The 25,573-nt window shown below is 61.9% G+C and carries 30 protein-coding genes; 15 read left to right on the forward strand and 15 right to left on the reverse strand.

The window, feature by feature from the left end; translation table 11 throughout:
- Positions 1-64 precede the first annotated feature (64 nt).
- The 4 genes from E1748_RS06910 to E1748_RS06925 all read right to left on the reverse strand — a co-directional run bounded on the left by E1748_RS06910 (position 65) and on the right by E1748_RS06925 (position 3,726).
- Positions 65-1,012 (reverse strand): D-ribose ABC transporter substrate-binding protein, encoded by a 948-nt coding sequence (locus tag E1748_RS06910; protein ID WP_133646364.1) that lies wholly within the window; start codon positions 1,010-1,012, stop codon positions 65-67.
- An 87-nt stretch (positions 1,013-1,099) separates the two neighbouring features.
- A complete protein-coding gene (locus E1748_RS06915) occupies positions 1,100-1,897 on the reverse strand; it encodes a GolD/DthD family dehydrogenase (RefSeq protein WP_133646365.1) in 798 nt (265 codons plus the stop codon).
- A 40-nt stretch (positions 1,898-1,937) separates the two neighbouring features.
- On the reverse strand, positions 1,938-2,879 hold the full coding sequence (locus E1748_RS06920; RefSeq protein WP_133646366.1) for a transketolase family protein: 942 nt from the start codon (positions 2,877-2,879) through the stop codon (positions 1,938-1,940).
- Positions 2,872-3,726 carry a transketolase gene (locus E1748_RS06925; protein ID WP_133646367.1) on the reverse strand — a complete coding sequence of 285 codons (855 nt, stop codon included), beginning with the start codon at positions 3,724-3,726 and terminating at the stop codon, positions 2,872-2,874. Before E1748_RS06925 ends, E1748_RS06920 begins: the two co-directional genes overlap by 8 nt.
- Before the next feature lie 182 nt (positions 3,727-3,908).
- Here E1748_RS06925 and E1748_RS06930 point away from each other — a divergent pair, with 182 nt between their 5' ends.
- The 3 genes from E1748_RS06930 to E1748_RS06940 all read left to right on the forward strand — a co-directional run bounded on the left by E1748_RS06930 (position 3,909) and on the right by E1748_RS06940 (position 7,809).
- Entirely contained in the window at positions 3,909-4,679 is a 771-nt protein-coding gene (locus E1748_RS06930) for a DeoR/GlpR family DNA-binding transcription regulator (protein ID WP_133646368.1), read from the forward strand.
- Positions 4,680-5,346: 667 nt separating this feature from the next.
- Positions 5,347-7,152 (forward strand): methyl-accepting chemotaxis protein, encoded by a 1,806-nt coding sequence (locus tag E1748_RS06935; protein ID WP_133646369.1) that lies wholly within the window; start codon positions 5,347-5,349, stop codon positions 7,150-7,152.
- 99 nt (positions 7,153-7,251) lie between these two features.
- Positions 7,252-7,809 carry a hypothetical protein gene (locus E1748_RS06940; RefSeq protein ID WP_133646370.1) on the forward strand — a complete coding sequence of 186 codons (558 nt, stop codon included), beginning with the start codon at positions 7,252-7,254 and terminating at the stop codon, positions 7,807-7,809.
- Between the two features lie 55 nt (positions 7,810-7,864).
- Here the strand turns inward: E1748_RS06940 and E1748_RS06945 are convergent, their stop codons facing one another.
- Positions 7,865-8,089 (reverse strand): hypothetical protein, encoded by a 225-nt coding sequence (locus tag E1748_RS06945; protein ID WP_133646371.1) that lies wholly within the window; start codon positions 8,087-8,089, stop codon positions 7,865-7,867.
- Positions 8,090-8,349: 260 nt separating this feature from the next.
- On the opposite strand from E1748_RS06945, the gene E1748_RS06955 reads away from it, so the two are divergent.
- Complete coding sequence (locus E1748_RS06955; RefSeq protein ID WP_338119587.1) at positions 8,350-8,517, forward strand: hypothetical protein; 168 nt, start codon at positions 8,350-8,352, stop codon at positions 8,515-8,517.
- Between the two features lie 114 nt (positions 8,518-8,631).
- On the opposite strand, the gene E1748_RS32060 is transcribed toward E1748_RS06955, so the two are convergent.
- Both E1748_RS32060 and E1748_RS06960 read right to left on the reverse strand, forming a co-directional pair.
- Positions 8,632-9,018 carry an integrase arm-type DNA-binding domain-containing protein gene (locus tag E1748_RS32060; protein WP_420819290.1) on the reverse strand — a complete coding sequence of 129 codons (387 nt, stop codon included), beginning with the start codon at positions 9,016-9,018 and terminating at the stop codon, positions 8,632-8,634.
- Positions 9,019-9,330: 312 nt separating this feature from the next.
- Entirely contained in the window at positions 9,331-10,128 is a 798-nt protein-coding gene (locus E1748_RS06960; RefSeq protein WP_133646373.1) for a DUF5677 domain-containing protein, read from the reverse strand.
- A gap of 237 nt (positions 10,129-10,365) precedes the next feature.
- Here E1748_RS06960 and E1748_RS06965 point away from each other — a divergent pair, with 237 nt between their 5' ends.
- The 7 genes from E1748_RS06965 (at position 10,366) to E1748_RS06995 (ending at position 17,108) form a co-directional block, all read left to right on the forward strand.
- Positions 10,366-10,692 (forward strand): hypothetical protein, encoded by a 327-nt coding sequence (locus E1748_RS06965; RefSeq protein ID WP_133646374.1) that lies wholly within the window; start codon positions 10,366-10,368, stop codon positions 10,690-10,692.
- A gap of 111 nt (positions 10,693-10,803) precedes the next feature.
- On the forward strand, positions 10,804-11,457 hold the full coding sequence (locus tag E1748_RS06970; RefSeq protein WP_133646375.1) for a CPBP family intramembrane glutamic endopeptidase: 654 nt from the start codon (positions 10,804-10,806) through the stop codon (positions 11,455-11,457).
- A 131-nt stretch (positions 11,458-11,588) separates the two neighbouring features.
- Positions 11,589-12,623 carry an ABC transporter substrate-binding protein gene (locus tag E1748_RS06975; protein ID WP_133646376.1) on the forward strand — a complete coding sequence of 345 codons (1,035 nt, stop codon included), beginning with the start codon at positions 11,589-11,591 and terminating at the stop codon, positions 12,621-12,623.
- 45 nt (positions 12,624-12,668) lie between these two features.
- Entirely contained in the window at positions 12,669-13,658 is a 990-nt protein-coding gene (locus tag E1748_RS06980; RefSeq protein WP_133646377.1) for a quinone oxidoreductase family protein, read from the forward strand.
- Positions 13,659-13,749: 91 nt separating this feature from the next.
- Positions 13,750-15,045, forward strand: coding sequence for an MFS transporter (tcuC, locus tag E1748_RS06985; protein WP_166653512.1), 1,296 nt, complete (start codon positions 13,750-13,752; stop codon positions 15,043-15,045).
- A 25-nt stretch (positions 15,046-15,070) separates the two neighbouring features.
- Positions 15,071-15,748: a response regulator transcription factor gene (locus E1748_RS06990; RefSeq protein ID WP_133646378.1), complete on the forward strand. Its 678-nt coding sequence runs from the start codon at positions 15,071-15,073 to the stop codon at positions 15,746-15,748.
- Positions 15,729-17,108, forward strand: a complete 1,380-nt coding sequence (locus E1748_RS06995; RefSeq protein WP_133646379.1) for a sensor histidine kinase — start codon at positions 15,729-15,731, stop codon at positions 17,106-17,108. Before E1748_RS06990 ends, E1748_RS06995 begins: the two co-directional genes overlap by 20 nt.
- A 14-nt stretch (positions 17,109-17,122) precedes the next feature.
- On the opposite strand, the gene E1748_RS07000 is transcribed toward E1748_RS06995, so the two are convergent.
- From E1748_RS07000 to E1748_RS07020, 5 genes are all read right to left on the reverse strand, one after another.
- The gene (locus E1748_RS07000) at positions 17,123-18,403 is read right to left on the reverse strand and encodes an RNA polymerase sigma factor (RefSeq protein ID WP_133646380.1); all 1,281 of its coding nucleotides are present in this window, start codon (positions 18,401-18,403) and stop codon (positions 17,123-17,125) included.
- Positions 18,404-18,411: 8 nt separating this feature from the next.
- The gene (locus E1748_RS07005) at positions 18,412-18,861 is read right to left on the reverse strand and encodes a VOC family protein (protein WP_133646381.1); all 450 of its coding nucleotides are present in this window, start codon (positions 18,859-18,861) and stop codon (positions 18,412-18,414) included.
- Positions 18,862-18,910: 49 nt separating this feature from the next.
- Complete coding sequence (locus E1748_RS07010; protein WP_133646382.1) at positions 18,911-19,438, reverse strand: SRPBCC family protein; 528 nt, start codon at positions 19,436-19,438, stop codon at positions 18,911-18,913.
- A gap of 28 nt (positions 19,439-19,466) precedes the next feature.
- Positions 19,467-19,874: a YciI family protein gene (locus E1748_RS07015; protein WP_133646383.1), complete on the reverse strand. Its 408-nt coding sequence runs from the start codon at positions 19,872-19,874 to the stop codon at positions 19,467-19,469.
- A 180-nt stretch (positions 19,875-20,054) separates the two neighbouring features.
- Positions 20,055-20,408: a YciI family protein gene (locus E1748_RS07020; RefSeq protein WP_133646384.1), complete on the reverse strand. Its 354-nt coding sequence runs from the start codon at positions 20,406-20,408 to the stop codon at positions 20,055-20,057.
- Between the two features lie 232 nt (positions 20,409-20,640).
- On the opposite strand from E1748_RS07020, the gene E1748_RS07025 reads away from it, so the two are divergent.
- The 3 genes from E1748_RS07025 to E1748_RS07035 all read left to right on the forward strand — a co-directional run bounded on the left by E1748_RS07025 (position 20,641) and on the right by E1748_RS07035 (position 22,478).
- Positions 20,641-21,342: a hypothetical protein gene (locus E1748_RS07025; protein WP_133646385.1), complete on the forward strand. Its 702-nt coding sequence runs from the start codon at positions 20,641-20,643 to the stop codon at positions 21,340-21,342.
- A 131-nt stretch (positions 21,343-21,473) separates the two neighbouring features.
- The gene (locus tag E1748_RS07030; RefSeq protein WP_133646386.1) at positions 21,474-22,052 is read left to right on the forward strand and encodes a class I SAM-dependent methyltransferase; all 579 of its coding nucleotides are present in this window, start codon (positions 21,474-21,476) and stop codon (positions 22,050-22,052) included.
- A gap of 198 nt (positions 22,053-22,250) precedes the next feature.
- Complete coding sequence (locus E1748_RS07035) at positions 22,251-22,478, forward strand: glycine zipper 2TM domain-containing protein (RefSeq protein WP_240766379.1); 228 nt, start codon at positions 22,251-22,253, stop codon at positions 22,476-22,478.
- Between the two features lie 35 nt (positions 22,479-22,513).
- Here E1748_RS07035 and E1748_RS07040 read toward each other — a convergent pair whose 3' ends face one another.
- The 3 genes from E1748_RS07040 to E1748_RS07050 form a co-directional block, all read right to left on the reverse strand.
- Positions 22,514-23,788, reverse strand: a complete 1,275-nt coding sequence (locus E1748_RS07040; protein WP_133646387.1) for an MFS transporter — start codon at positions 23,786-23,788, stop codon at positions 22,514-22,516.
- A 113-nt stretch (positions 23,789-23,901) separates the two neighbouring features.
- Positions 23,902-24,228, reverse strand: coding sequence for a low molecular weight protein tyrosine phosphatase family protein (locus tag E1748_RS07045; protein ID WP_133646388.1), 327 nt, complete (start codon positions 24,226-24,228; stop codon positions 23,902-23,904).
- A complete protein-coding gene (locus tag E1748_RS07050; RefSeq protein WP_133646389.1) occupies positions 24,225-24,527 on the reverse strand; it encodes a hypothetical protein in 303 nt (100 codons plus the stop codon). The genes E1748_RS07045 and E1748_RS07050 overlap by 4 nt, the downstream gene beginning before the upstream one ends.
- 190 nt (positions 24,528-24,717) lie before the next feature.
- Here E1748_RS07050 and E1748_RS07055 point away from each other — a divergent pair, with 190 nt between their 5' ends.
- Positions 24,718-25,332, forward strand: a complete 615-nt coding sequence (locus E1748_RS07055; RefSeq protein ID WP_133646390.1) for a CC0125/CC1285 family lipoprotein — start codon at positions 24,718-24,720, stop codon at positions 25,330-25,332.
- The last annotated feature ends 241 nt before the right edge of the window (positions 25,333-25,573 follow it).

Raw genomic sequence — 25,573 nt, forward strand, 5'->3', positions numbered from 1 at the left:
CCTCATCTTGAGACTGCAACGGGCGCGGCACCGGCCGCGCCCGCTGGACTAACTACTTCGCGGGTTACTTCGTATAGTAGAAGTCGTTGACCTTCGAAGCATTGTCCTTCGTGATCAGAATCCCACGGAACAGCTGACGCTCCGGCTCGCCGGTCTTGCCCGTCCGAATGTACTTGTCGAGCAGATCGACGCCGTGAATCGCGATGCCTTGTGCCTGCAGCATCACTGTCGCCTTCAGCTTGCCGGCGAGAATCGAGTCGCGTTCGTCGTTGCTGCCGTCGATGCCCATCACGATCACGTCCTTCCGGTTCGCCGATTCCAGCGACGCGATCGCGCCGAGCGCGACGGGGCCGTTGCCGCAAATCACACCCTTGATATGCGGATGCTCCTGCAGGATCGAGTCCATTGCCTGCTTGCCCGGCAGCAGCGCGCCCTTCGCATCCTGACGCGCGACCATCTTCAGATCCGGGTATTGATCGAGCACCTGATGGAACGCCTGCGAGCGCGTCACGCAGTTCTTGTCCGCGAGATTGCAGGTCAACTCGACGTATTCGCCTTTCTCGCCGATCGCCTCGACGAAGCGCTGCGCGACTTCGCTGCCCGCTTCGAGATTGTTGTGGCTCAACTGCGCGATCGCGATGCCGTCCTTCGGAATCTCGCGATTGATCAGCACCACCGGCACCTTCTTCTGCTGCGCGGTGCGCACAGTCGCGACGCTGCTGTTCGAATCGGCGTTGTCGAGAATGATGCCCTTCACGCCCTTGCCGATCACGAGATTCACGAGTTCGTTCTGCTTGTTCACGTCCTCGCCGTGCGACAGCACGATCGTGTCGTAACCGAGCTTCTTCGCTTCCGTGTCCGCGCCCTTCGCTTCGGCCGCGTAGTACGGATTGTCGAGCGCGTTCACGAGGATCGCGATGGTGCCTTTACCGGCGGCCTGTGCATCGACGGGCTGCAACGCAGTTACCAAAGATGCAGCGACCGCTGCCGTGACTGCAAGCTTCTTCCACATGTCTTGTCTCCGATTTCGTCTTTCTATTTGTTCAGTCGTTCAGAAAAACGGCCTCGCAGTGCACGAGACCGTACCGGTACTACGGTCTCAGCAAATCGTGTAACCCCCATCGATCATGATGTCGGCGCCGGTGATCATGTCCGCGCCGTTCGACAGCAGGAACAGGATCGCGGCGGCGATTTCGTCGGTGTAGGCGAAGCGGCCGACCGGAATCAGCTTCTTCATCGCCTCGCCCTTCTCGCCGTCCCACGCGGCCGCGCCCATCGGCGTGAGCACCACCGTCGGCGATACCGTGTTCACCGTGATGCCGCGCGCGGCCCACTCTTTCGCGAGCACCTTCGTCATCCCGATCAAGCCCGCTTTCGCCGACGTGTATGCGCAGTGCTGATCGATCGCGACCGTCGCCGCCTGCGACGCGATGTTGACGATCTTGCCGCCGTGGCCGCTTGCCAGCACGTGACGCGCGAAATGCTTCGAGCAGAGGAACGGCCCCGTGAGATTGACGCCGATCTGCCGCTGCCATTCGTCGAAGCCGATGTCGACGGCCGGCGTCAGCGTGATGCAGCCCGCCGCGTTGACGAGCAGATGCAGGTCGCCGAAATGCGCGGCCGCTGCGTTGATTGCGCGTTCGACGTCGGCTTCGTTCGCGACGTCGCATGCGAAGGCTTGCGCGTTGGCTGCGCCCAGTTCGTCGATCGCGGCCTGCACGCGCGGCTCTTCGAAGCTCGGGTACAGAATCGCGACGCGCGCGCCCTTTGCGATCAATGCCGCGTTGGTCGCCATCGCGATGCCGCCGAGGCCGCCCGTCACCACCGCGACCTTGCCGTCCAGCCGGAAATCGAAATCGACGCCGTGACGCAGCGACATGTCGTACTGGATGCTCACTCTTTGTCTCCTGATGTTTTTGCTTGTCTTTGCGCGGCGCTCAGTGTCCGAACCCGGCGCGCAGTGCTTTTTCGATACCGTCGGCGTCGATGCCGTAATGACGGCGAATGCCCTTGCGCGTGCCGTAATGCGCGAACTCGCCTTCGGTCACGCCGAGCGTCGTGAGGCGGCCGCGAATCTGACGACGCGCCATCGCAAGCGCGACGATCGCGCCGATGCCGCCGTGCAGCGAATGCTCTTCAACGGTGATCACCGCGTCGTGACGCTCGAGGATCGCGGCGAGCGCATCGTGATCGAGCGGCCGGATCGACGAGAGATTCACGAGCGTCGGATGGAGGCCGTCTTTCTGCAGCCGTTCGCACGCGTCGAGCGCTTCGCCGACCACCGAGCCCAGCGCGACGACCGCGACGCCGCTGCCTTCGATCAGCACGTCGGGACGGCCCGGTTCGAAGCGATACGACGTGTCGTGGACAACCGGAAACTTCGCGTTGTCGAGGCGGATGTACACCGGGCCATCGAACGATGCCGCGTAGTCGATCATCTGCACGACTTCCACGTCGTCGCACGGCGCAAAAATCTGCACGTTGCCGAAGCCGCTCATGATCGAGATGTCGTCGATCGCGTGATGCGTCGACGCGAGCGGACCGTACGCGACACCCGCGTTGAGCCCGAGCATCTTCACGTTCGTCGCGCTGTAGCAGACGTCGTTCTTCACCTGCTCGTTTGCGCGGCCGACGAGAAACGGCGCCGCGTTCGCGGTAAAAACGATGTGCCCGCCGAGCGCGAGACCCGCCGCCATCCCGACCATGTTCTGCTCGGCGATGCCGACGTTGATCACGCGCTCCGGGTAGGTGTCGAGGAACGGGCCGATCTTCGATGTCGACGTCGAGTCCGCGACCATCACGATGATGTCCTGACCCGCGGCCGTCAGACGGCTCAGCGCACTGACCGCGCCGTCGCGCAGATCCGCGAGATTACGCATGGTCGAGCTCCTGCAACGCCTGAACGAGCTGCGCTTCGTCCGGATACTTGTGATGCCAGGCCGGCACGTTCTCCATGAACGACACGCCGCGACCCTTGATCGTATGCGCGATGACTACTTTCGGCTTCCGGTTGGTGTGGTCGAGACTTTCCATTAGTTTCCAAATCGCGTCGACCTGATTTCCGTTGACGTCGTGAACCTCGAAACCGAAAGCGCGGAATTTCTCGTCGAGCGGGTCGAGATCCATGATGTTGTGCGTGAAGTCGGCGAGTTGCAGACGGTTGCGATCGACGATCACAACGAGGTTATCGAGCTCGAAATGCGCGGCTGCCATCGCGGCTTCCCAGTTCGAGCCTTCCTCGAGTTCGCCGTCGCCGGTCAGCACGAACACGCGGCCCGTCGAGCCTTCGGTCTGCGCAGCGTGACGTTGCTTTGCCATCGCGAGACCGGCGGCGATCGGCATCCCGTGACCGAGACCACCGGTGTTGACCGTGACCCAGCCCGGCAGCTTCTGCCTTACCGGGTGGCCCGGCAGACGCGAATCGTCCTGCAGATAGGACTTCAGTTCGCTGTCGTCGAGCCAGCCGAGTTCAGCAAAACAGGAGTAGAGACCACCGACGGCGTGCCCTTTGCTAAGAATGAATTCGTCGTGCCACGCAACCGAACGATTGCCGTCGACGCGATAGCGCAGCACGTGGAAATACAGCGCGGCGAGAATGTCCGCCTCCGACATGTCGCCGCCCGTGTGACCGCTCTTCGCGGCGGCATTCATGACGCAGATCTTCTTGCGGATCTCCTGCGCGCGCCGATGCAGCGCCTCGCCGGATTGCCTGTAGGGGTTTTCCATTCCCGCTCCTGCACTTCCTGTTTTCTTGATTCGAAGTTTCTGTTACTTTCTATAGAAAGTCAAAGAGAAACGAGACGAAACAGGGAAAACACCAGGCGGCGGTCCGGCGAGGGCTCAAATCGGGCACAATACAGCCCGTGATGTCGAGCCCGGCGGCCAGGGCGGTTTGCGGAAAAAGCGCAATGGATCAAAAGACCAGAACAGAAAAGATCTTCGAAAAGGTAAAGGCTGACAAGCTGGTGAAGCTCTCGGAGCTTTCCAGCGAATTCGGCGTGTCGATGCCAACCATTCGAAAGGACATCGATGAATTGCAGCGGCTCGGACGCGTCGAACGCGTGCATGGCAACGTGCGTTTGAAGTCTGCGCTGTCCTCGTCGGGTGGCGGCACGGCACTCGTGGCCGGCGTGCTGCCGACGAGCGAAGAGAAAGCGTTGATCGGCCGCAAGGCGGCGAGCCTGATCGCCAACGGCGACGCGGTCATTCTCGACTGCGGCGCGACCACCACCGAACTCGCGCAGAACCTGCTCGAACGGCAAAACCTGCGCATCGTCACCAACGCGCTGAACATCGCGATCCTGCTTGGGGCGGAGCCTACCAATCGTGTGATGCTGACCGGTGGGCTTTTCAAGCCTGAGACGATTGCCGTGTCCGGTGAGAAGGCTTCGACGTTTTTTGAGGGGATGTTCGTCGACAAGCTTTTTCTGGCGGCGGGCGGGGTGTCGATGGAATCGGGTATCTCGTATCCCGACTTCATCGATCTGCACGTCAAGCGGGCGATGATCGATGCTGCCAAGACTGTCTATCTGCTGGCTGATTCGAAGAAATTTGGCAGGCGGGAGTTTGCTACGTTTGGGGCGATGGATCGGGTGGATTATCTGATTACTGATTCCGGGCTTGCGAAGGAGTTTGTGGAGTGGGTTGAGGGGTTGGGGGTCAAGATTATTTTTGCTTGAGGGAGTGGGGTCGGTGTTTGCGCTGACGGTTTGGCCGAGGCGTTTGTCAGGCTGAATTTTGCTTCCCCCGAGTTCTCAGAAAATTGATGTGGGCCGAGTCCACGGTACGACCCCCGGACAAAACTACTGCTCGCCGTACGTTTTTATTGATCTGTACGTTTTTTGCGAACATCGCTCAATAACGTACAGAGCACTGGTCGGGCTATGCTTCCCATCTCGCTAGTCCATCGAGGTGTTCGCGCAGGCCTCACTCTGGAGTGTCACGCGTCGAGCGTTGTGCGAGACAGTAGCTAGCGGCCATACACATGTGGCCTGAACGCGGACACTCGACGATGCTCGAAAGTCAGTTTGCGCATTCACGTTTCCGGCGAAGGACGAACGGCACAACTGATCTCAACCATCAAAGCCCCGACATCCAACGACCGCATGCATTGAGACCAGTTGGTAGTGATACATGCCCACCGAGGACGTGCGAAAAATCAGCCGGATAGCGCATCCGGAATGACACATTGAAGCACCGTCTTAAAAGCGCGCAATCGGCACGCCCGTCTGGTAGGGCCGCCAATCCGATGCCCTCAAGAGAAGTACGGGAATTGTCGTTAAGCGGTGCGGATACACACATTTGACCATCCAGTCCGCCCTATCGAATTCCCGGAGACACGCTTCCATGCTTGCATCGATCCGCGCAAGGATTCTCGCCACCTGCGTTGCCATCGTCGTCACCGCGCTCGCCATCACTGGCGGCCTCCTCTACGTCGTCGTCAAGCACCACAACGATCAGACGATCGATGAAAACCTGCAATCGACCCTGACCGGTCACGCACTGGCTATCGACGAATGGATCGCGGGACGTGGCCGGGAGACCCAGGCGCTGGCCGATACGATCACTGTCGGCGAAGGCGATCCGCTGCCCGCGCTGCAGCTGCTGCGCAAGTCCGGCGGCTTCGAAATCATGACGCTCGGCCTGCCCGACAAGACTGCGTTTTCCAATGTGCCGCTCGCGCCCGGCTACGATCCGACGGCGCGGCCCTGGTACAAGCAGGCCGTCGAAGCCGGCCATCTGGTCGTCACCGCGCTGTACCGCGATGCATCGTCGGGCAAACCGGCGTTCGCATTTGCTGCGCCGATCGTTCGCGATGGCAATGCGAAAGGCGTGATCGCGGCCAGCCTCTTCATGGAAAGCGTGAGCGGGATCGTGACATCGGTACACCCGACGCCGGCAAGCTTCGCATTCCTCGTCGACAAAACCGGCCGTGTCATCGCCGGCGCCAAAACCGATCTGATCATGAAGCCGGCCACCGACATGTCGGCAGGACTGACGCCGGACGTGCTGCAGTCGCTGCAATCGGCGTCCGCGCCGGTGGCGATGAACATCGACGGCGCCACGAAGCTGCTGCGTGCCAAGGCAATCGACGGTACCGACTGGAGCCTTGTGCTCGCGCTCGACAAGGCCGACGTGACCGCCGGCATGCGCGCGGTCGCCACGACGACACTGATCGCGATCGTCGTGGTCGCGCTGATCGCCGCAGCGCTCGTCGGCGCGCTGACCAGTGCCGCATTCAAGCGCATCCTGCTCGTGCGTGATGCGCTCAACGACGTGGCGAGCGGCAGCGGCGACCTGACCAAACGCCTGCCCGCCGAAGGTACGGACGAAGCCGCGCAGATCGCCCACGCGTTCAACCTGTTCGCCGGCAAACTGAGCACCATCCTGCTGCAGATCCGCGAGTTCAGCCAATCGGTCAGCCTCGCCAGCTCGGAGATCGCCCAGGGCAATCAGGATCTGTCGAGCCGCACCGAACACGCCGCATCGAGCCTTCAGGAGACCGCCGCCGCACTCGAGGAAATCGCCGGCACCGCGCGCAACTCCGCGGATGCGGCGACGCAGGCAAGCCAGCTCGCGTCGTCCGCGTCGGGTGTCGCAGTGCGCGGCGGCGAGGTGGTCAGCGAAGTCGTCTCGACGATGAACGACATCACGGCCGCGTCGGCGAAGATCGCGGATATTATTGGCGTGATCGACGGCATCGCGTTCCAGACGAATATTCTCGCGCTCAATGCGGCTGTCGAAGCAGCACGCGCAAGCGAACACGGCCGCGGCTTCGCGGTCGTGGCGGCCGAAGTGCGTGCGCTCGCGCAGCGAAGCGCGCAGGCCGCGCGGGAAATCAAGGAACTCATCCACTCGTCGGTCGAAAAGATAGAGGCGGGTTCGGGACTCGTGCAGACTGCCGGCATAACGATGGATGAAATCGTCTCGGGCGTGCGCAACATTGCCGGCGTAATCAACGAAATCAACGTTGCCGCGAGCGAACAGAGCACCGGTCTTGGGCAGGTGAACCAGGCGCTTTCGCACCTCGATCACACGACGCAGCAGAACGCCGCGCTGGTCGAGCAATCGGCCGCCGCCGCGGCGATGCTGCGCGAGCAGGCCGCGAAACTTTCGGAGACAATCGGCGAGTTCAAGCTCGCAGTTGCCTGAAGTCGGCTGAAGTTTGTGGCCGGTGTTTGATTCCTGGACCGGCTACTCTGGTTCGTTCTGCGCCCCCAACCACTCCACAGATCGGCGAGGAACCCCAAAATGCCCCAGGAATTCTCCGAAGTCCTCAACGACCTGATCGACTACTTCCTCGTCGGCGACATCCGCCTGTTGAAGCGCTATAAAACCGGGAACAACCTCCCCGACGATCTCGCGTCCGAATTCACCACCACCGACAGCGGCGACAACGCAGTGCTGCAAGGCATCGTCATCCCGCTGGCCGGAATCGCTAACCATCCCTATACGATCATTTTCAACGTATCCGGAGAAACGCCGGAACTGCTCAAACCGGAAAGCCGTTTGCAGCACCGGCGCGCAGGATACGTACTGCGGGTCGAGCACCGCTCCGTGATGCTCTTCACCTGGCGAATCCTGCAACGATTCACGGACGAGACATTGGATGGTTTGCTCAAGCGTTATCAGGAACCCGGCAGACCGGTCATCGAAGTCGAAAACGGCTGGTACGAAGTCGAGATTCTCGGTGGCGAAGTGCCGAGAAACGGCTACTTCGAACCGGCGTTCGAGTTCGTATTGAAGAAGACCGAAGGCCCAGGCGATGCATCGCAAGTGGATATCAACTACCCGTTCACCATCGCGTAGGGCTCATGATGTGGCATATGAGCTATTGCTGTTCTTCCGGAAGCACGCGTGACTTCTACTGCGGTGACTTCCATTCGCCCGCCCAGAGATCGAAATACTTGAAGGCCGAGATGCAGCCGAGCGCGACTTGTTCGCCAATATCGTCGACGACTTTGAATGGGATGGATATCCCGAAATTGCCTCCCGGTAATGGAAAGATCTCGGCGAATGGAGCCGCATTCCCCAATTTCTCAACCACCTCCGCCTGGCTCCCTGCGGCAACTACGACCTGAATGCCCATTAGCGCTTGAACTCCACAGTAGCTACGTCGCAGAGCTCTGCCCTGACTTGATCAACCGTCACGTCGCTTACCGATTGCCCACGAACATCATAGACAAGACGACACCTCCAGGCCCCCGAAGGAAGGTGCGGTCGCCCGTGCACGATGCGCGCTCGGTTGTACTCGATGCTTAGACAGGTGGCCTCTGCCGATTCCAGGTTGTGGTTGGCTACCAGAACGAACTGACGCAGTTCTTCGTTTACAAATTCCGGTGTGAACATATGAGTCCTCCGCGCGACAAGAGTGCCATTTTACTCAGCGCTTCCAAGCCATTCTCGATGGGCCTGCGCAACGTCGTTGCCAAATGGACCGGCTCCTGGCACGATTGGAAAAGTGCGATGACGCAGTTTGCGCTGCTTTACCCCGAGCGATTTAACGTCAAAGTCTGAGTCTTAACCCGCCTCACACACAGAATTCCGGATACCTCCCCTTCCCCGGATGCAGCGTTTAGACATCCACATGTCAGATCCACAACCGCAAGCGGTCATACGTCCCGAACGAGATCACTCACCAGAACCTCCTCCATGCTTCCCCTCCGGACCCATTCCATCGCCTACTCTCGGACGGCCCCCATCCCGCTCATCGTTCGGGTCGATGCCCTGCGCCAGTAGTGCGTCCATCTTTTCAATCTGAAGATGAGCGCCTTCGATCGAGTCACTCGGAAACGTCCCACAGCTATAGCGCCGCTCCTTACCAGCCCACTTTCCATCTGTGTGCGGAGAGACGTAAGAAATAGACATCCGTGCGGTTGTTCGCCCGTCCGTCAGGACTCGCCGCTCAAACTCAAGACCGAACTCGTCGAGAAGTTTAGTAGACTCGCTCTGATCGGCCAACCATTTGTAAATGTCCGAGTCGTCATAGGTACTCGTTCCGCGTTTTCGCTCTGCCATAAATCAAAATCTCCCCGTTACACAAAAAACTCCCGATTGGTCGCCAGTCGTCAAAAATCCCCTCCGCCCTACTCGGAGTTGGGTGAAGGGAAATTATCCTATCGATTTTCAGGTTTGTAACTTAGGTGCACATCTATCGCACGCACTCTTTAGCTTACCGCGTTCATTGCCGCACGCAAATTGATCCCGCGAATGGCCGCTGTACCCCAAAACGCGTCACCGGGCGTGCACGACGGTGACCGGCAGCAGTGGATCGCAAGCAGCCAAATGAGTTCGCATTTGATAAATGCATCGAGAAGCGGCCGATATTTTCTACTGAAGACCGAGTTCATTCCGGCTGGCGGCCCACTGCAAAACCAGATCGCGCATTTCAGCTTCATATTTGTCCATTCCCATGAACTCGTGCGCCAACGCCAGCAGATGAACCAGCGATGCATTGGCAGCGAGCAGCGTGGATCGCAGATCTGACCTGTCCGGATGAAAGATGGTGCAAGTGACGCCATCCTCCTCCTTGTAGTGGCGGTGTAGCGCGGCCAACGTTATGTGTGCTCCATCGCCAGACGGAAAGCGATAGGCGAGTTCGAAGAGCTTTGCCAAGCCCGCCTGCACGGCCAGACTGGACCACACGATTGAATGTGGTCTGTTTGGATACTCCGCCATGACCTTGGCGACTTCCTGCTCGAAGGGTGCCAGGTTAGCTCCTGTATTCCCGTCGCGGTTCATGTGGATCATTGCGTTAGCCATTGATAGACAATGCTTCGCATGGTCTTCGTGGAGCTTTCCAACAGTGCCTTCGACTTTGAGCAGGCCGCCCATCAGAATAACCGCTTCGCAGCACAGACGCGCCAGCGAACGTGCCTCAGCCAGGGCACCACGCTCCGCAAGCAAGATTGCGGATTGAAACGACTGTAACGATCGGTAGAAGGCCGCAACCGCAAGTAGATGCGCCTCGGTAGGATCATCGAAATGGAACTCACGCATCATGCGCATGCCGATGCGATTCATCCGATCTGCTATGGCAAACGATGCGGGAAATTCGGCGTGAACGGATTCGCGCCACCCATCAAGGTCATCGCCAAGAAATCCCACATCATTAAAGCCGTTGGCCATCTACCTTCCCCTAGTTGACGGTTAGGCATGTGGTGCGCCTATCGCACAGCGGCACTTTAAGTGCCTCGGAGAAAAGCGCTTTGAAAGGCGCGTTCAGACTCAATGGAAGATACTGGCGACAACCCTGCAGCGTGCTGTGCTGGATCGATTTGAGTCATACACTCAAAATACGCGGACAATCGCTCGCCGCAACATCGCTACCCTAAACACACAAGACGCACTAACAAAGAACGCCCCATGCCACCCTGTCAAAATTTTCACTCGACCTGGAACAAGACCACCGAATATCTCCTTGAAGCACGATCCCACCTGTCAGAAGCTGCCGAAGGGGTTTGCGCGAACGAAATTGCAGACTTCGAGGAATTCCTACGCAACAATGAGCTGGAACTAGCGCTGGACGCAATCGACGCCGCATTCCATAAAGGCGACGACGTAAATTGGCGCGTGCTTGAATATATGGCTAAAGCCGCGTTGTGCATGGGGATGGTTGATCGACAAATGCGGTACGACGAGCAACTGACACAAGCGCGCGGGTGGCGCTACAGTACCTCGCTACAGCAATAGATCGGCGCTACCTGATCGTCTCAACGCAACGACATCTGTCTGCGCTGCCCCGTGCCTTCCTTCCGCCCCAAACCCCTGCCATGATCGCCCGTACCTAAACAGGCACCGATCATGGACCACCAGCCCACTCGCTCCCTCACCCTCTGGCTCGAATTCCTCGCCCTCTACGCCGGCATCCCACTAGTCATCCTCGCCTTCCGCCAGCGTCTGCTGATGCTGGCCGTCCTGTGGCTAGGTTCGCTGGCAATCCATCGCTTCCTCAAAGCTCGCCACAACATCGCGCACCCGGAAGAATGGAACTGGGCCGGCTTCCTAGCCGGCGCAAGAGGCGTCGTCATCCGCTTCGCGATCCTGGCCTCGCTGGTCACGATAGCGGTCTGGTACTTCAAGCCCGCCGTATTCCTTTCCTTCCCCCGCGAACGCCCGCTCTTCTGGTTGCTCGTGATGGTGCTCTACCCGGTCCTGTCCGTATGGCCGCAGGAACTGATCTATCGCAGCTTCCTGTTCCATCGCTACCGCCCGATCTTCGGCGACCAACGCGGCTACATCGCCGCGTCGGCGCTCGCGTTCGGCGGCGTTCACTTCATGTTCCTCAACTGGATCGCGCCGGCGATGACCGTCGTCGGCGGTGCGCTGTTCGCGGTCAGCTACCGCCGGCACCAGTCGCTCGCGCTGAGCTGCTTCGAACACGCGCTATACGGTTGCCTCGTCTTCACCGTCGGGCTCGGCAGCTATTTCTTCACCGGCGCAGCGTGGCACCATTGACACCAACCCATCGGGAAACTACGTAGAAAACAACTCCTTCACGGAAGGCAATCAGAAGGGCGGCATTTTTTATACTCCGTCGCATACCGACGCCCCTATCCACGGGCGCTTTCCAACGTGAGGAGACTCGCATGCCGCGTGCCGCCGGCCCGCTGATCCGTACCCTGTGCTGTGCCGCGACACTCGTCGCCGCGCAGGGCGCGAGCGCGGACACGATCACGCTGATGACAGGCGGCGTCGCGAAGCTGGTCTATCTGCCGGTGCTGCTCGCCGGTCAACTCGGCTATTTCCGCCGCGAAGGCCTCGACGTGCGCGTGGTCGCCGCACCGGCCGGCATCGACACCTCGACGGAACTCGTCGCCGGCGCGATTCAGGGCGCGGTCGGCTTCTACGATCACACGATCGAACTGCAAAGCCACGGCCTCGACGTGCAGTCGGTTGTGCTGCTCGGACGCTCGGCGGGTCTGATCGAGCTGGCGCGCCGCGACGGCAACATGAAATCGATGGCGGACGCGAAAGGGCGGCGGCTCGGCGTGACCGGCTTCGGCTCGTCGACCTACTTTCTCACGCGCTATCTGGTCGAACGCGCGGGTGTGTCGCCCGGCGCGTACACGATCGTGCCGCTCGCCAGCGAAGCGGCGTTCGAGCAGGCGATCGTCGACGGCAAGGTCGATGCCGGGATGATCGAAGAACCCACCGCAACACGAATGCTGATGCGCGGCGAAGCGCGTCCGCTCGCCGACATGCGCAGCGTCGAAGACTCGCGCGCGCAGCTGGGCGGCACGTACGCCGGCCCTTGTCTCTACATGCAGCGTCGCTGGGTCGACACGCATCCGGGCGAAACGGCGCGGCTCGTGCACGCCGTCGTCGACGCGCTGCGTTTCATCCAGAGCCACAGCGAAGCCGAGATCGCCGCCGCCGTGCCCGCGTCGATCCGTGGCGACGACGTCGCGACCTACCAGCAGGCGCTCACGATCGCGAAGCCCGCGTATGCGCCCGCAGGCGCGATGCCGGCCGACGCACCGTCGACTGTGCTGGCCATCCTCTCGCGCGTCGATCCGGACGTGTCCGAGCGACACGTCGATCTCGCGCGCACCTACACCAACCGTTTCGTCGAGGCCGCCTCTGCCGGCACGGCGGACGCACCCGCTGCGGGATCGCGCTAGAAACGCGGCCGCACCCTTTCGCTCAATCTTCCGGAGAACGCCTTCATGCGAGCCATCCAGATCCACGAATACGGCGGCCCCGACGTGCTTCGGCGCGTCGAGATCGACGTACCGAAACCGGGCCCGGGCGACGTGCTCGTGCGCGTCGTCACGGCCGGTATCAACTTCATGGACGTGCACACGCGGCAAGGCAAGTACCGCGATTCGCGCACCTACCCCGTGCGGATTCCGTGCACGCTCGGGATGGAAGGCGCGGGCGAAGTCGTCGAAGTCGGTGCGGGCGTCACGGCGTTGCGCGCGGGCGATCGCGTCGCATGGTGTATCGCGTGGGGCGCGTATGCGGACTACGCGGTGGTGCCGGCCGCGCGTCTCGCGAAGCTGCCGGACGGCGTCGCCTATGACATCGCCGCCGCCGCGATCTTCCAGGGATCGACGGCGCATTATCTGCTCGAAGACGTCGCGCACATCGGCGAGGGCAGCACCTGTCTCGTGCACGCAGCGTCCGGCGGCATCGGTCAGTTGCTCGTGCAGCTGGCGAAACGGCGCGGCGCGGAAGTGTTCGCGACGACCAGTTCGCCCGACAAAGCCGCGATCGCAAAGGCGCGCGGCGCCGATCACGTGTTGATGTACGAAGACGGCGGTTTTGCGGATCGCGTGCGCGAACTGACCCACGGTAAAGGCGTCGACGTGGTGTTCGACGCAGTCGGCCGCACGACGCTGCGCGACAGTTTTCGTGCGACGCGCACGCGCGGTCTCGTCGTCAACTACGGCTCGGTGACGGGTCCGATGCGCGACCTCGATCCGTACGAACTCGGCGAAGCGGGTTCGCTGTTTCTCACTCGTCCGCGCCTCGCCGATCATCTCGCCGATGCGCAAACCGTTCAGCGTCGCGCCGACGATGTCTTCGCAGCGATCCTGCAAGGCGCGCTACAGGTGGAAATCAACGGCCGCTACACGCTCGATACCGTCGAAGCGGCTCACGCGGCGCTCGAAGAGCGTCGTCAGGCGGGCAAGGCCGTGATGGATATCGGCTAGTTCGCTTCGCTTTACTCCCGCAGCATTTTTGTCCGGCGCGGTCCGTAGGACGCTCCGGTGGTCGACACTCGTCCTTACGTCAGAGAGGGCAATGATGGAATCAACCGTGCACACTCAACCCGCGTCGCGGTTTCGAGACGTTTTCCGCGTGGTCAGCGGCAATTTCCTCGAAATGTTCGACTTCACCGTCTACGCGTATTACGCGACGGCGATCGCTCACACGTTCTTCCCCGCCGAGAACGAGTTCGTCTCGCTGCTGCTGGCATTGTCGGTATTCGGCGCGGGCTTCTTCATGCGACCGTTCGGCGCGCTGGTGCTCGGCGCGTACGTCGACCGTCATGGGCGGCGCAAGGGCCTTATCCTGTCGCTGTCGTTGATGGCGGTCGGCACCGCGTGCGTTGCGTTCGTTCCGGGCTATGCGACGATCGGTCTCGCGGCGCCGGTCATCGTTTTGATCGGGCGGCTCCTGCAAGGCTTCTCGGCAGGTGTCGAACTCGGCGGCGTGTCGGTGTATCTCTCCGAAATCGCGACGCCCGGCAAGCGCGGCTTCTTCTGCTCGTGGCAGTCGGGCAGCCAGCAGGTCGCGGTGATTTTCGCGGCGACGCTCGGCGTGCTGCTCAATCAGCTGCTGCCGGCCAGTGAGGTGAGCGCATGGGGCTGGCGCGTGCCGTTCCTGATCGGCTGCCTGATCGTGCCGTTCCTGTTCGTGATCCGCCGCACGCTGCGCGAAACCGATGAGTTCGCCGCGCGCAAGCATCATCCGCGGATGGGCGAAATCATGAAGTCGATGGTCGAGAACTCGGGGCTGATCGTTGCGGGGATGGGTCTCGTCGTGATGACGACGGCGTCGTTCTATCTGATCACCACCTACACGCCGACGTTCGGCAGGACGGTGCTGCACCTGTCGTCGCTCGATTCGCTGATCGTCACGGTGTGCGTCGGCATATCGAATCTCATCTGGTTGCCGATATCAGGCGCCGTGTCCGATCGCGTCGGCCGTCGGCCGATCCTGCTGCTCTTCACCGTGCTGACCATCCTGACTTCGTACCCGGCGATGCAGTGGCTCGTCGCGGCGCCGTCGTTCGAGCGGCTGCTGCTGGTCGAGCTGTGGCTGTCGCTGCTCTACGCGTGGTACAACGGTGCGATGGTGGTAGCGCTCACCGAACTGATGCCGGCGAACGTGCGGACGACCGGCTTCTCGATGGCGTACAGCCTCGCGACGCTGGTCGGCGGCTTCACGCCGGCCATCTCGACGTCGCTGATCCACTTCACCGGCGACAAGGCCGCGCCGGGTGCGTGGATGGGCGCGGCGGCGCTGTGCGGCGCGGTGGCGACGCTGGTACTCTACCGTTCGCAACAGGCTCGCAACAGCTACAAGCTGGCCTGATCTTTCCGCACACGATTCGCTCACGATGAGACTTCTGCTGATCGAAGACAACCGGCAGCTCGCGCACTGGCTGTCAAAGATGCTGGCCGACGAAGGCTTCGTCGTCGAGCACGCGCTCGACGGCGAGACGGCCGAGGCGTTGCTGCACGATGCGCGCTACGACGTCGTGCTGCTCGATCTGAACCTGCCGGGCATGTCCGGCAAGGCGCTGCTGCGACGCATGCGCGACCACGCGAACGACACGCCCGTGCTGGTGCTGACCGCGACCGGCGACGTCGGCGAGAAGGTGATCTGCCTGAGCGCGGGCGCGGACGATTATGTCGTCAAGCCGTTCGACGATCGCGAACTGGTCGCGCGCATCAAGGTGCTGGCGCGTCGCCACGCGCCGGTGCGTTCGAACCGGCTGCGCTGCGGCACCTTGCTTTACGACATGGACCGCCGCCAGTTCTTCGTCGGCGACGACACGCTGTCGCTGACGCCGCGCGAACATGCGGTGCTCGAAGCACTGATCCTGCAGGCGGGACGCACCGTATCGAAGACGGTGCTCGCGAATGCCGTGAACGATAGCGACGCGCCTCCGAGCGGCGATGCGATCGAAATCTACGTATCGCGCCTGAGAAAAAAAATCGAGAAGAGCACCGCGGCGATCATCACGCTGCGCGGGCTCGGCTATCTGCTGGAACATGAAGAACCGCAAGCGTAGCCTGCGCGCGCGGCTGCTGCTCTGGCTGATCGTCCCGATGGCGGCGTTCAGTCTGGTCGCGGGCTGGCTCACGCATGCGAACGCCCGGCACACCGCCGATCTGCTGCAGGATGCGGCGCTGTTGTCGGCTGCTCGCGTGATGGCCGCCGACGTGCGCTGGGACGGCGACAATCTCGTCGCGTCGGTGTCGCCGAGCACGATCCAGATTGTCGGCACGCCCAGAGGCGATCAGGTGTTCTATCGCGTCGAGATCGCGGGCGGCGCGCTGATCGCCGGCACGTCCGATTTCCCTCAACCGCTACGCCCTGCCGAAGCGCCGCGCTGGTACGACGCGCGCGTCGCGCAAACGCCGATCCGCGCGGTCACGCTGAAGCGTCCAATGTACGACGCGGGGCGGATCGTCGACGTCGTGGTGTCGGTCGGGCGCACGGAGATCGAACGCGACGCGATGGTCGCGGCGCTGTGGAAACCGCAGCTCGCGATCATTCTCGGCAGCATCGCCATCGCGGTGGTGCTGGTCTGCGCGGGGCTCGCGCTCGAATTGCGGCCGCTCGAAAAGCTCGCGAAAGGACTCGCCGAGCATCCGTCGCAAAGCCGCGCGCGGATCGATGCCACCGACGTGCACGCCGAACTGCATCCGCTGATCGCCGCGTTCAACGCGTGCCTCGACATCATCGAACGGCAGGCGCTCACGCAGCGCCGCTTCATCGCCGATGCCGCGCATCAGATCCGCACGCCGCTGACGCTGCTCGGCATGCAGCTGCAATACGCGCGCCGCCAGGGCACCCTCGACGAAGTACGCGAGACGCTGCTCGCGATGCATCACAGCAACCGCGCGATGGTCTCGCTGATCAACCAGCTGTTGATGCTCGCGCAGGCCGAAGCGGCCGACTACACCGCGTTGGGCGGCGAACGGGTGGATATCCGCGAAGTCGTCACGCGTGCGGTCGAAAAGCTCGCGCTCGCAGCGCGCCGCCGCAACATCGAACTGGTCGTGTCGATCGAGTCGTCGCCTGTCGTGACCGGCAGCGCGACGCTGCTTCAGGAAGTGCTGTCGAACCTGATCGACAACGCGATCCGCTATGCGCCGGAAGCCACGGTGGTCGCAATCGATGCGGATGAAGCGGACGGCTGGGTCAGCGTGAGAGTGCTCGACCAGGGGCCGGGCATTCCGGCGGAATTACGCGAGCGCGTGTTCGAACCGTTCTTTCGTGCGTCGGAGCAGGAAGGTAGTGGTCTCGGACTCGCGATCGCGCGAGAGATCGTGCGCGCGCACAGCGGGACGATCGTGCTCGGCGATGCGCCGGACGGACGCGGACTGCGGGTGGAGCTGGTATTGCCGATGGCAGACCGGCAGTGATTGCGCAGCGGTACTCAGCTTTTCGCGCCCATCTCGGCTACCCGCTCCAGCAGCAACTCTTTCTCGCGTGCATTGCGCGTCATCGAAGCGGCACGTTCGAACTCCACACGCGCCTCGTCGCGCCGCCCGAGCTTCGCGAGCAGATCGCCGCGCACGCTCGGTAGCCAGTGGTAATGCGCGAGCGCCGGATCGGCGGCGAGTGCATCGACGATTTCGAGCCCGGCCGCCGGACCGAACGCCATCCCCACTGCGACCGCACGATTCAATTCGACCACCGGCGACCCCGCAACCTGCGCGAGCGCGTCGTATAGCGCGACGATCTGCACCCAGTCGGTGTCCGCAGCGGTATGGGCCCGCGCATGACACGCGGCGAGCGCCGCCTGCAACGCGTACGGCCCGCTCGCGCCGCCGAGCGCGTGCACGCGTTCGAGCGCCACGAGTCCGCGACGAATCAATAAAGGATCCCAGCGACTGCGGTCCTGATCGAGCAGCAGCACCGGCCGCCCGTGCGCATCCGTGCGGGCATGCGTACGCGACGCCTGAATCTCCATCAGCGCGACGAGCCCATGCACTTCGCTTTCGTCCGGCACGAGACCGGCCAGCACGCGACCCAGCCGCAGCGCTTCCTCGCACAGCGCGGGACGCATCCAGTCGTCGCCGGCGGTCGCCGAATAGCCTTCGTTGAAAACCAGGTAGATCACTTCGAGCACCGACGCGAGACGCACGGCACGCGCGTCCGCCTGCGGCACTTCGAACGGCACCTTCGCCGCCGACAGCGTGCGCTTCGCGCGCACGATGCGTTGCGCGATCGTCGGTTCGGGGACGAGGAAGCCGCGCGCGATCTCGTCGGTGGTGAGGCCGCCGAGCAGGCGCAACGTCAGCGCGACGCGCGCGTCGGTCGACAGCACCGGATGACACGCAGTGAACACGAGCCGCAGCAGATCGTCGCCGATGTCGTCTTCGCGCGCGGCATCGAGCGCATCGACGAAATCGGGCACGAGGTGCGCTTCGAGCGCGTCCATGTCGAGCCCGATCGCTTCGCGCTTGCGCGCCTGCAGCGCGTCGAGCCGCAGACGGTCGAGCGCGCGGTTTTTCGCGGTCGCCATCAGCCATGCTCCTGGGTTATCGGGTACGCCGTCGTCGGGCCAGTGCTCGAGCGCGGCGACGAGCGCGTCCTGCGCCAGTTCCTCGGCCACCCCGACGTCGCGCACGATGCGCGCGACGTGCGCGATGACCTTGGCGGCTTCGATGCGCCAGACCGCTTCGATCGCACGATGAGTCGCAGCCGTCGACACGGCCGGCCTCAGGCTGCGCTCGACGCAGCGTTCGACTCAGTGTTCGATGAGCCCGGCGCGCCGGCCGCGTTCGGATCGAGGTAGACGAGTTCCCACATGTGTCCGTCGACGTCCTCGAAGCCGTGCTGGTACATGAAGCCGTAGTCCTGCTGCTCACGCGGCGCGGTGCCGCCCGCCGCGAGCGCCTTCACGACGAGCCGGTCCACCTGCTCGCGGCTGTCGCACGACAGGCAGACGAGCGTCTCGACACTCTTCCGCGGATCGCACAACGCCTTGGACGAGAAGCTCTGGAAAAACGGCTTGACCAGCAGCATCGCGAAGATGTTTTCGCCGACGATCATGCAGGCCGCCTGATCGTTGGTGAACTTCGGCTCGAATTCGAAACCGAGGTGCGAGAAGAAGGCCTTCGAGCGGGGCAGATCTTCGACGGCGAGATTGACGTAGATTTGTCGGTGCATGATGAAGCGTTCCTTTGTGCGGTGAAAACGGTGACGCTGCTGCGTCCGTTTAGCTGGCTTCGGCCAGTGTCTTCAGGTTGTTCAGACCGTCCTCGAAATCCTTGCCAACCATCGTGTCCATGCTGACGAACACCTGGATCAGCTTCGACACGTACGGCGCCGGACCGTGCATCGCCCACGTGACCTCGGTGGCGTCGCCGACGGGCGTGAGCGTGAAGTCGGCGACGTTGTGCGCTTCGAACGGCTTGATGAAGTCGAGATTCATCGTGACGCGCGACGGCTCCGCGACATCGACGATCTCCATCTGTCCCACACCGACCTTGTCGCTGTCCCACGCGTAGATTGCGCCGGGGCCCGCTTCGCGCACGCTGTAACGACCCTTCGTCTGCGGGTCTTTGCGCTCGTACGGGTTCCACATGTTGAAGCGGTGCAGGTTGTCGATCAGCGCGTAGATCCGCTGCGGCGGCGCCGCGATGCGCACGCTGCGTTCGACGCGGAACGTGTCGGGCCGCGTCGCCGCATAGACCAGCACGATGCCGACGGCCGCGACCACGACGATGAGCAGGGTTTTGAGCATGACGATCTCCTCGGTCGGGACGAGTCGCTTAACGGTCTGTTTCCAGCCGCTGGGCGCAGACTGCGTTGTACTGCTCGAAGTCCTCCATGCCCATCAACTGACGGACTTCGATCTCGCCGTCTTCATTTTCGCCGAACGGCGCCGGAAAACGACGCGCCCATTCGTAGGCTTCATCGCGCGTACGCACCTGGATCAGCGTATAGCCCGCGATCAGTTCTTTCGTTTCCGCGAACGGACCGTCGATGATCCTGCGCTGCCCTTTCGAGTACTGGACGCGCCAGCCTTTCGAGCTCGGATGCAGACCGGTCGCATCGAGCAGCACGCCGGCCTTCGCCAGTTCTTCGTGATAAGCGGTCATCGCGGCGATCAGTTCGCCGGACGGCATTCTGGCGGCCTCGCTCGCGGCGGTCGCCTTGACCATGATCATGAAACGCATGCTTTTTCTCCGTTCGGGGTGGGATGGCCGTTTTGTGGCCTTCTACCCGCACGACGAATGGAGATCGGCAGAATCGACACGAACGGCATCGACCCAGGGAAAGTACCGAGATGGCTGGATGTCGATGCAGCGTGTGACGGTCAGACCGCGCGCGGCGTCGCGCCGCGCTGATGGTGGCGGTTACTCGTAGCAGGGAGCGGTTTCGCGGACTTCGACGGTGCACCATTCGGCGGCCGGACAGGCGGCGGCGATGTCGAGTGCTTCTTCGCGGGTCGAGCAATTGAGCAGGAAGAAGCCGCCGACCATTTCCTTCGCTTCGGCGAACGGCCCGTCGACGAGCCGTCGCTCGCCGCCGCGCACCTGCACCCGCGAAGCACGGTTCATCGACGCGAGAGATTGAGCATCGATCAGCAGACCACGCGACTTGAGATCCCCGGCGAAGTCGAGCATCTCGTCGTACACGGCGCGCCCTTCCGCTTCGGTCCGCTCGCTCCGCTGTTCGATGGGTTCGACGATGAGCAGCATGTAGGTCATGGAGTCTCCGTGGGAAGTTTGGGTCCTGTCGCTAGCGCGGGGGATTGCGATCGGAGTCTAGCAAGTGGTGAAGGGGCAGGCAAACCGCGGTGCGGGATGTTGTATCGGGATGATACGGTATTCAATAAGCACCGAATTGCTGTGTTTTTAATGCGGGTGATTGGGCTAATTACGCGATGTTGTTATCCTGCGTTTTGCGCGAATCCCGAAGCCAATATTGAGGACCAAAATAATGCTCAGAAAAACACGTGTTCGCGGGTTATGGGTTAATCGTTTGATCTACTGTCTCGCTGTGATGCCGATGATTATCCCTACGCAGAATGCCAGCGCCGATGATGACTTCTGGAAGAACCAGCATGTCCGCACTGACTGGGTGTATGCAACGTTGAAGGAGAGCGACGTAATACCGACGCTCGACCGCACGATAAAGGATCAGGCACACTGGGCTAGCCTGCCGGAAAATGCGCCCGGCACATTCCACTGCAAGAAGCTGGAGATTGCTCCGCCCTCTTCCGCCGCACTTGCCGCATTCAATGAGGCACCCACGACGCGCGGCCCTGACGCAGACAAGGCATACGCAAAAGCAGCCTCTCTCGGGTACTGGCGCGCAGCGGCACGGCTCGTGAACAGCTCCCTCGAGGACGAGTACTGGGAAGGCGCAATGCCGATTGTTGCGTGGCTACTTGTGCATCATGTACCGGCTGGATACAACAAGTTCGCAGACATACTGGAGGCAAGATCCGGCTACGACGGTGAAACGCCGGGAGATAGCGCACTTAGCATGATCGCGTCGTTGCGCTGGCGCGCCGCACGTGAAGGGGACCCCGTTGCGCAGGCGCAGATGGCCGATATTTTCGACAAGCTCAAGAAGCCTGCCATCGCGGTTTCATTGCGGGCTTGCGCGACTCAGCAGAATCCGGATCTTGCGCGCTAAAAAAGAGTTGGTCATGCAGAAGCGGTTTCATTAGATCGCCTTCCTTACCATCGCGCGCGGTAACGGTTTCGACACGCCCCCTAAGCACACAGCGAAAATCGTTCTAAAACCACCTTCAGGACAAGTTCGCCATGTTCCCCGATCCCTGGCTAGACCGATGGTTGACGCTGATCAAAGCGCGTGCCGGCGAACAGCCTGTACTTGAGATTGGTTGTGGCTACGGCGACGACACAGCAAGCCTGGCCAAAGCGGGTCTACGTGTGATCGGCTTTGACCTGTCACGCGCGTCGGTAGTGTCGACCAGGATCAGAGTGCCCTCTGCGAGGATCGAGCGACGAGATGTTCGTGATCCGCTTCCCGAAGATGCCACGGGCCTGGGCGTTGCGTTGGCGAGTCTGTCGCTTCACTACTTCGCCTGGGAAGAAACGGAGGCGATCGTGGATCGCGTGCGATTGGCCCTACGGTTGGGTGGCGTACTGCTATGCCGCTTGAACTCCACCGAGGATAGAAATTTTGGTGCGGATGGATGCGAGGAAATCGAGCCCGATTATTTTCTGGTGAACGGGCAGCCGAAACGATTCTTTGACGAAAACGCGGTGCGTCGACTCTTTTCGGATGGCTGGAACACGATCGCGTTGGAGCACGTCACGACCGACAAATACCAGAAATCCAAGGCCGCTTGGGAAATCGTTCTTGAGCGAGTGCAGTGATCGGTTGCCGAACGGGTCTCCAGCATTCTGAGCACGTTCCGTGCATCTCGGGGAAAAGTAACTGATGAGGTTGGCGAAACTGTCTACGCAACCTCCCCAGGCAAGCCCGAGCGTTCAAGGCAGATGAATTTCGACAGATGAAACAGGGCGAGGCACGCCGCTTGCTGCTCCAGAAGCATCAAGCTTCCGGAGCCCATCATGACGCATCGATTCCATATGAACACCCGCGACGGCGCGCGTCGCCTTATCTTCCGCACGATCGGCGCAGGCGCCACGGTGCTGCTGCTGGGCGTCGCCAGCGGCTGCACGTTGGGCGGCGCGGCGGCCGGTGGCGTCATCGGTAATGAAGCCACTAACCACAGCACGTTGGGGACGGTCGGCGGTGCGGTGGCGGGTGGCGTGATTGGACACGAGCTGGGTAAGTAGACGCGTCGCTTGTTACGCTCTTCACGCGGCCAGTTTCACGGAGTGGGCGCCGGCAAATCTGACTCGTCGGACGTGCCGGCGACAGCGCTCGCCGGCGCCCCGCACACATGCCTGAGCGACGACGCATACCCGATCCACAACGCAAGCGAACCCAGTGAAACGGCACCCAGTGCGACAAACGCGCTGGTGTAGCCGAAGTGCTGCGCGAGCATGCCGCCGAGCAGCGGACTCAGCGCGGCACCCACACCTTGCGCGGTCGCTACGGCACCCTGCCCGACATTCACGCGCCCCGAACCTTTGAGCAAACTCACGACAAGCGCGGGCACCGCGACGCTTTGCAAGCCTGCGCCGATGCCGTCCAGAATCTGCACGGGCCACACGCCACTCGCACTCATCAGCAACGCGGCAAGCGCGCCGCGCAGCGGAAGCGCGAGATAGGAAACGAGCAGCACCCACCAGTAGCCGCGCGTTCGGATCAGCCGTGGCGCGAGCCACGCCGCGCCGACCATCACGAGTTGCGCGATCACGATCGTCTGCGCGGTAAATGCGCTCGGATTGCTCCGATGCGCGACGACGACGCCCATCCCGTAAAGCGGCAGCATCGCCGCATTGCCCAGATGAAACAGCGCGAGTGAACCACCCAGCAGCACCAGCGGACGGTTCTGAAACAACGTGCGCAGACCGCGCGCGTGAGCGGTCTGCGGATGCTCGACGCGCGCGTCGTTACTATCGTCGGGCTCGAGGCCGCGTGCACTCGCGTAGTCGATGGCACGCGCGGGAATCAGCAGCACGCTGACGATCGAGAGCACGCCGAACGCGGCAGCCAGCGCGAACACGGCGCCGAATCCAAAGCGCCAGCCGAACCATCCCGCGAGCATCGCACCGACGACGTTGCCCGCGTGATTCGCCATCTGGTTGCGGCCGAACTGCCGGTCGAAACCCTGGCTGCGCACCATCCCGAGTGTGACGCCCGCGAGCGCGGGCATCAGCACGGCGCCGCTCACCGCGCCCACGATCTGCAACGCACCGATGGCGACGTACCCGCGAGCCTGCAACAACGCGAGCGAAGCGAGCGTCGTGACGACGGTTGCCGCGACGATCAGCGCACGCTTCGCGCGGGTCGCATCGACGAGCGCACCGGCGAACGGCGTCGCGGCCATCGCAGCGAGCCCGGCGAGCGTCATCACCGAACCGATCGCATCGGCGCCCCAGCCGCGCGCGAGCAGAAACACGCCGATGAACGGTCCGATGCCGGCCTGCACGTCGGCCATGAAGAAGTTCAGTGCTTCTAGCGGGCGGGTGGGTTTCATCTGGCGCGTGCTGTGCGGAGCAGAAGCGTAAAGTGCGTTCGTCAGCAATTTACACTCCCGCAGTTTGCTGAGGTTGCCGGGCTGCGTCCTCAGGCTCGGCGCACCGCCGCCGTTCACGGCAGCAGAAAGCGCCCTGCCTTTTGCTCCAGCAACACGACAAGTTCAGGCTGCATGAACGTGTACCTGTCGGGAATGTCCAGACACACGATTCGTTTGTTCTTCAGCTGCGTGCTGAATTTCTTCGACAGCTTCGCCTTGTGCGCCCGCTCCATCACGAAGACGATCTCGGCCCAGTCGATCTGATCGGCGGAAACGATCGTCACCGCATCGGGCGCAAGACCCGCCGAGTCGGTTTCGATGCCCGGCCAGCTTGCGAATAGTTCTTCTGCGGTGGGGCTGCGGAGCTTGTTTCGGCTGCAGATGAAGAGGGCGCGGGTCAAGTGCGATTGCCTTGCATGATCTTGTCCCGCCAGACGAGCAGTACATCAGCGATTTTTCGAGCATGCGCATCATTTCCGTCAAAACCCATGCGCGCGACTGCAACGGTCTCAAGATATGCCGCGATAGTCACTGCATCCGCTCCTTCTTTCAGAAGAGCGAAGACTTTCGGCAGGTACCCGTGATATTCATCCCGCGCTTCAGGAATGCCCGCGATGCCAATCGGGTCCCAAAGATAATGCAGGACCTCATCGACCCTCTGATAAAGCGCCAGGTCAGCGTCGGTAAATTCGGAGCCCATCGTAGCCTCGAGCCTGGAACAAAGCGGTACGTTTGAAAGACTCCATTCTATCTACTGCCAAACGCCTGCCCCAGTCCGCCCTTACCACCCCGTCCGCATCCTCGAGCCCGCATCAAGTTTTCCGCACAGCGGCCGATATCGCTTCTTATCAGCATGCGATCTGAACGCTCAGCCAGAAAGAACAACACTCATGAAATCAAAACTGAAAAGCGCGCTACATATTTGTCCATTGCTCATGGCGCTCGCGCTTGCTGGATGCGCAACACCCTACCAATCGGCAGGTGCAATTGGCGGCTACTCAGATCGAAAAATCGACGATCAGACTTATCACGTGCAGTTCTGGGGTAACGGATATACGACCGACGACAAGGTCCACAAGTATTTTATGTACCGCTGCGCCGAATTGACCAAACAGGCTGGATACAAATACTTCACGATCGTCCCAACCACCTTCGTTGGCTCCATCGCACCGGAGATCGATCGGGTCAGCAGCTCCGGTTTCGATCACCGGATGATGCGCAAGGTCGCATCGATACCGATCGTCATCTACGGAGGCGGGGGCGTCACGCGAAGAACCGACACGGCGGACATCCGGTTATTCAACGACGACGCGGTCATCAGTTCGAAAATTGTCGGCTGGGATGCGGACGAAGTCATGGGACAGCTTGGACCCTATGTGCATAGCGGCGGACAGACCCCCGCGGAATTGCCCATGGGTTGGATATTTACGCCGGGCCAGGCGAAAGTTCGCGGGAAGGATCTTCTCCCCATAAGCCCGAGGTATAACGCCGACACGCCGACGTAATGCCGTGCAAATGCGGGCACGTCAGGCGAACAAGAACGGAGAAGAGAAATGCCTCAAACGCACGGTAGCCAGTTAGCCGGGCACCTGTATGACGTGGCCGTGTGGGTAATTGCATTTGGCATCTTCGCGTACATGGGATTTAGCGCACACGGAATGCCATCTGAAATACGAGAGCGGTTACCAGCATGGTTGCACAACAAGACGTCGTGCTTCTGTTTCGCCGCGCTCTTCGCACTTCTTG

The organism is Paraburkholderia flava, from assembly GCF_004359985.1.
Taxonomy (GTDB): Bacteria; Pseudomonadota; Gammaproteobacteria; order Burkholderiales; family Burkholderiaceae; genus Paraburkholderia; species Paraburkholderia flava.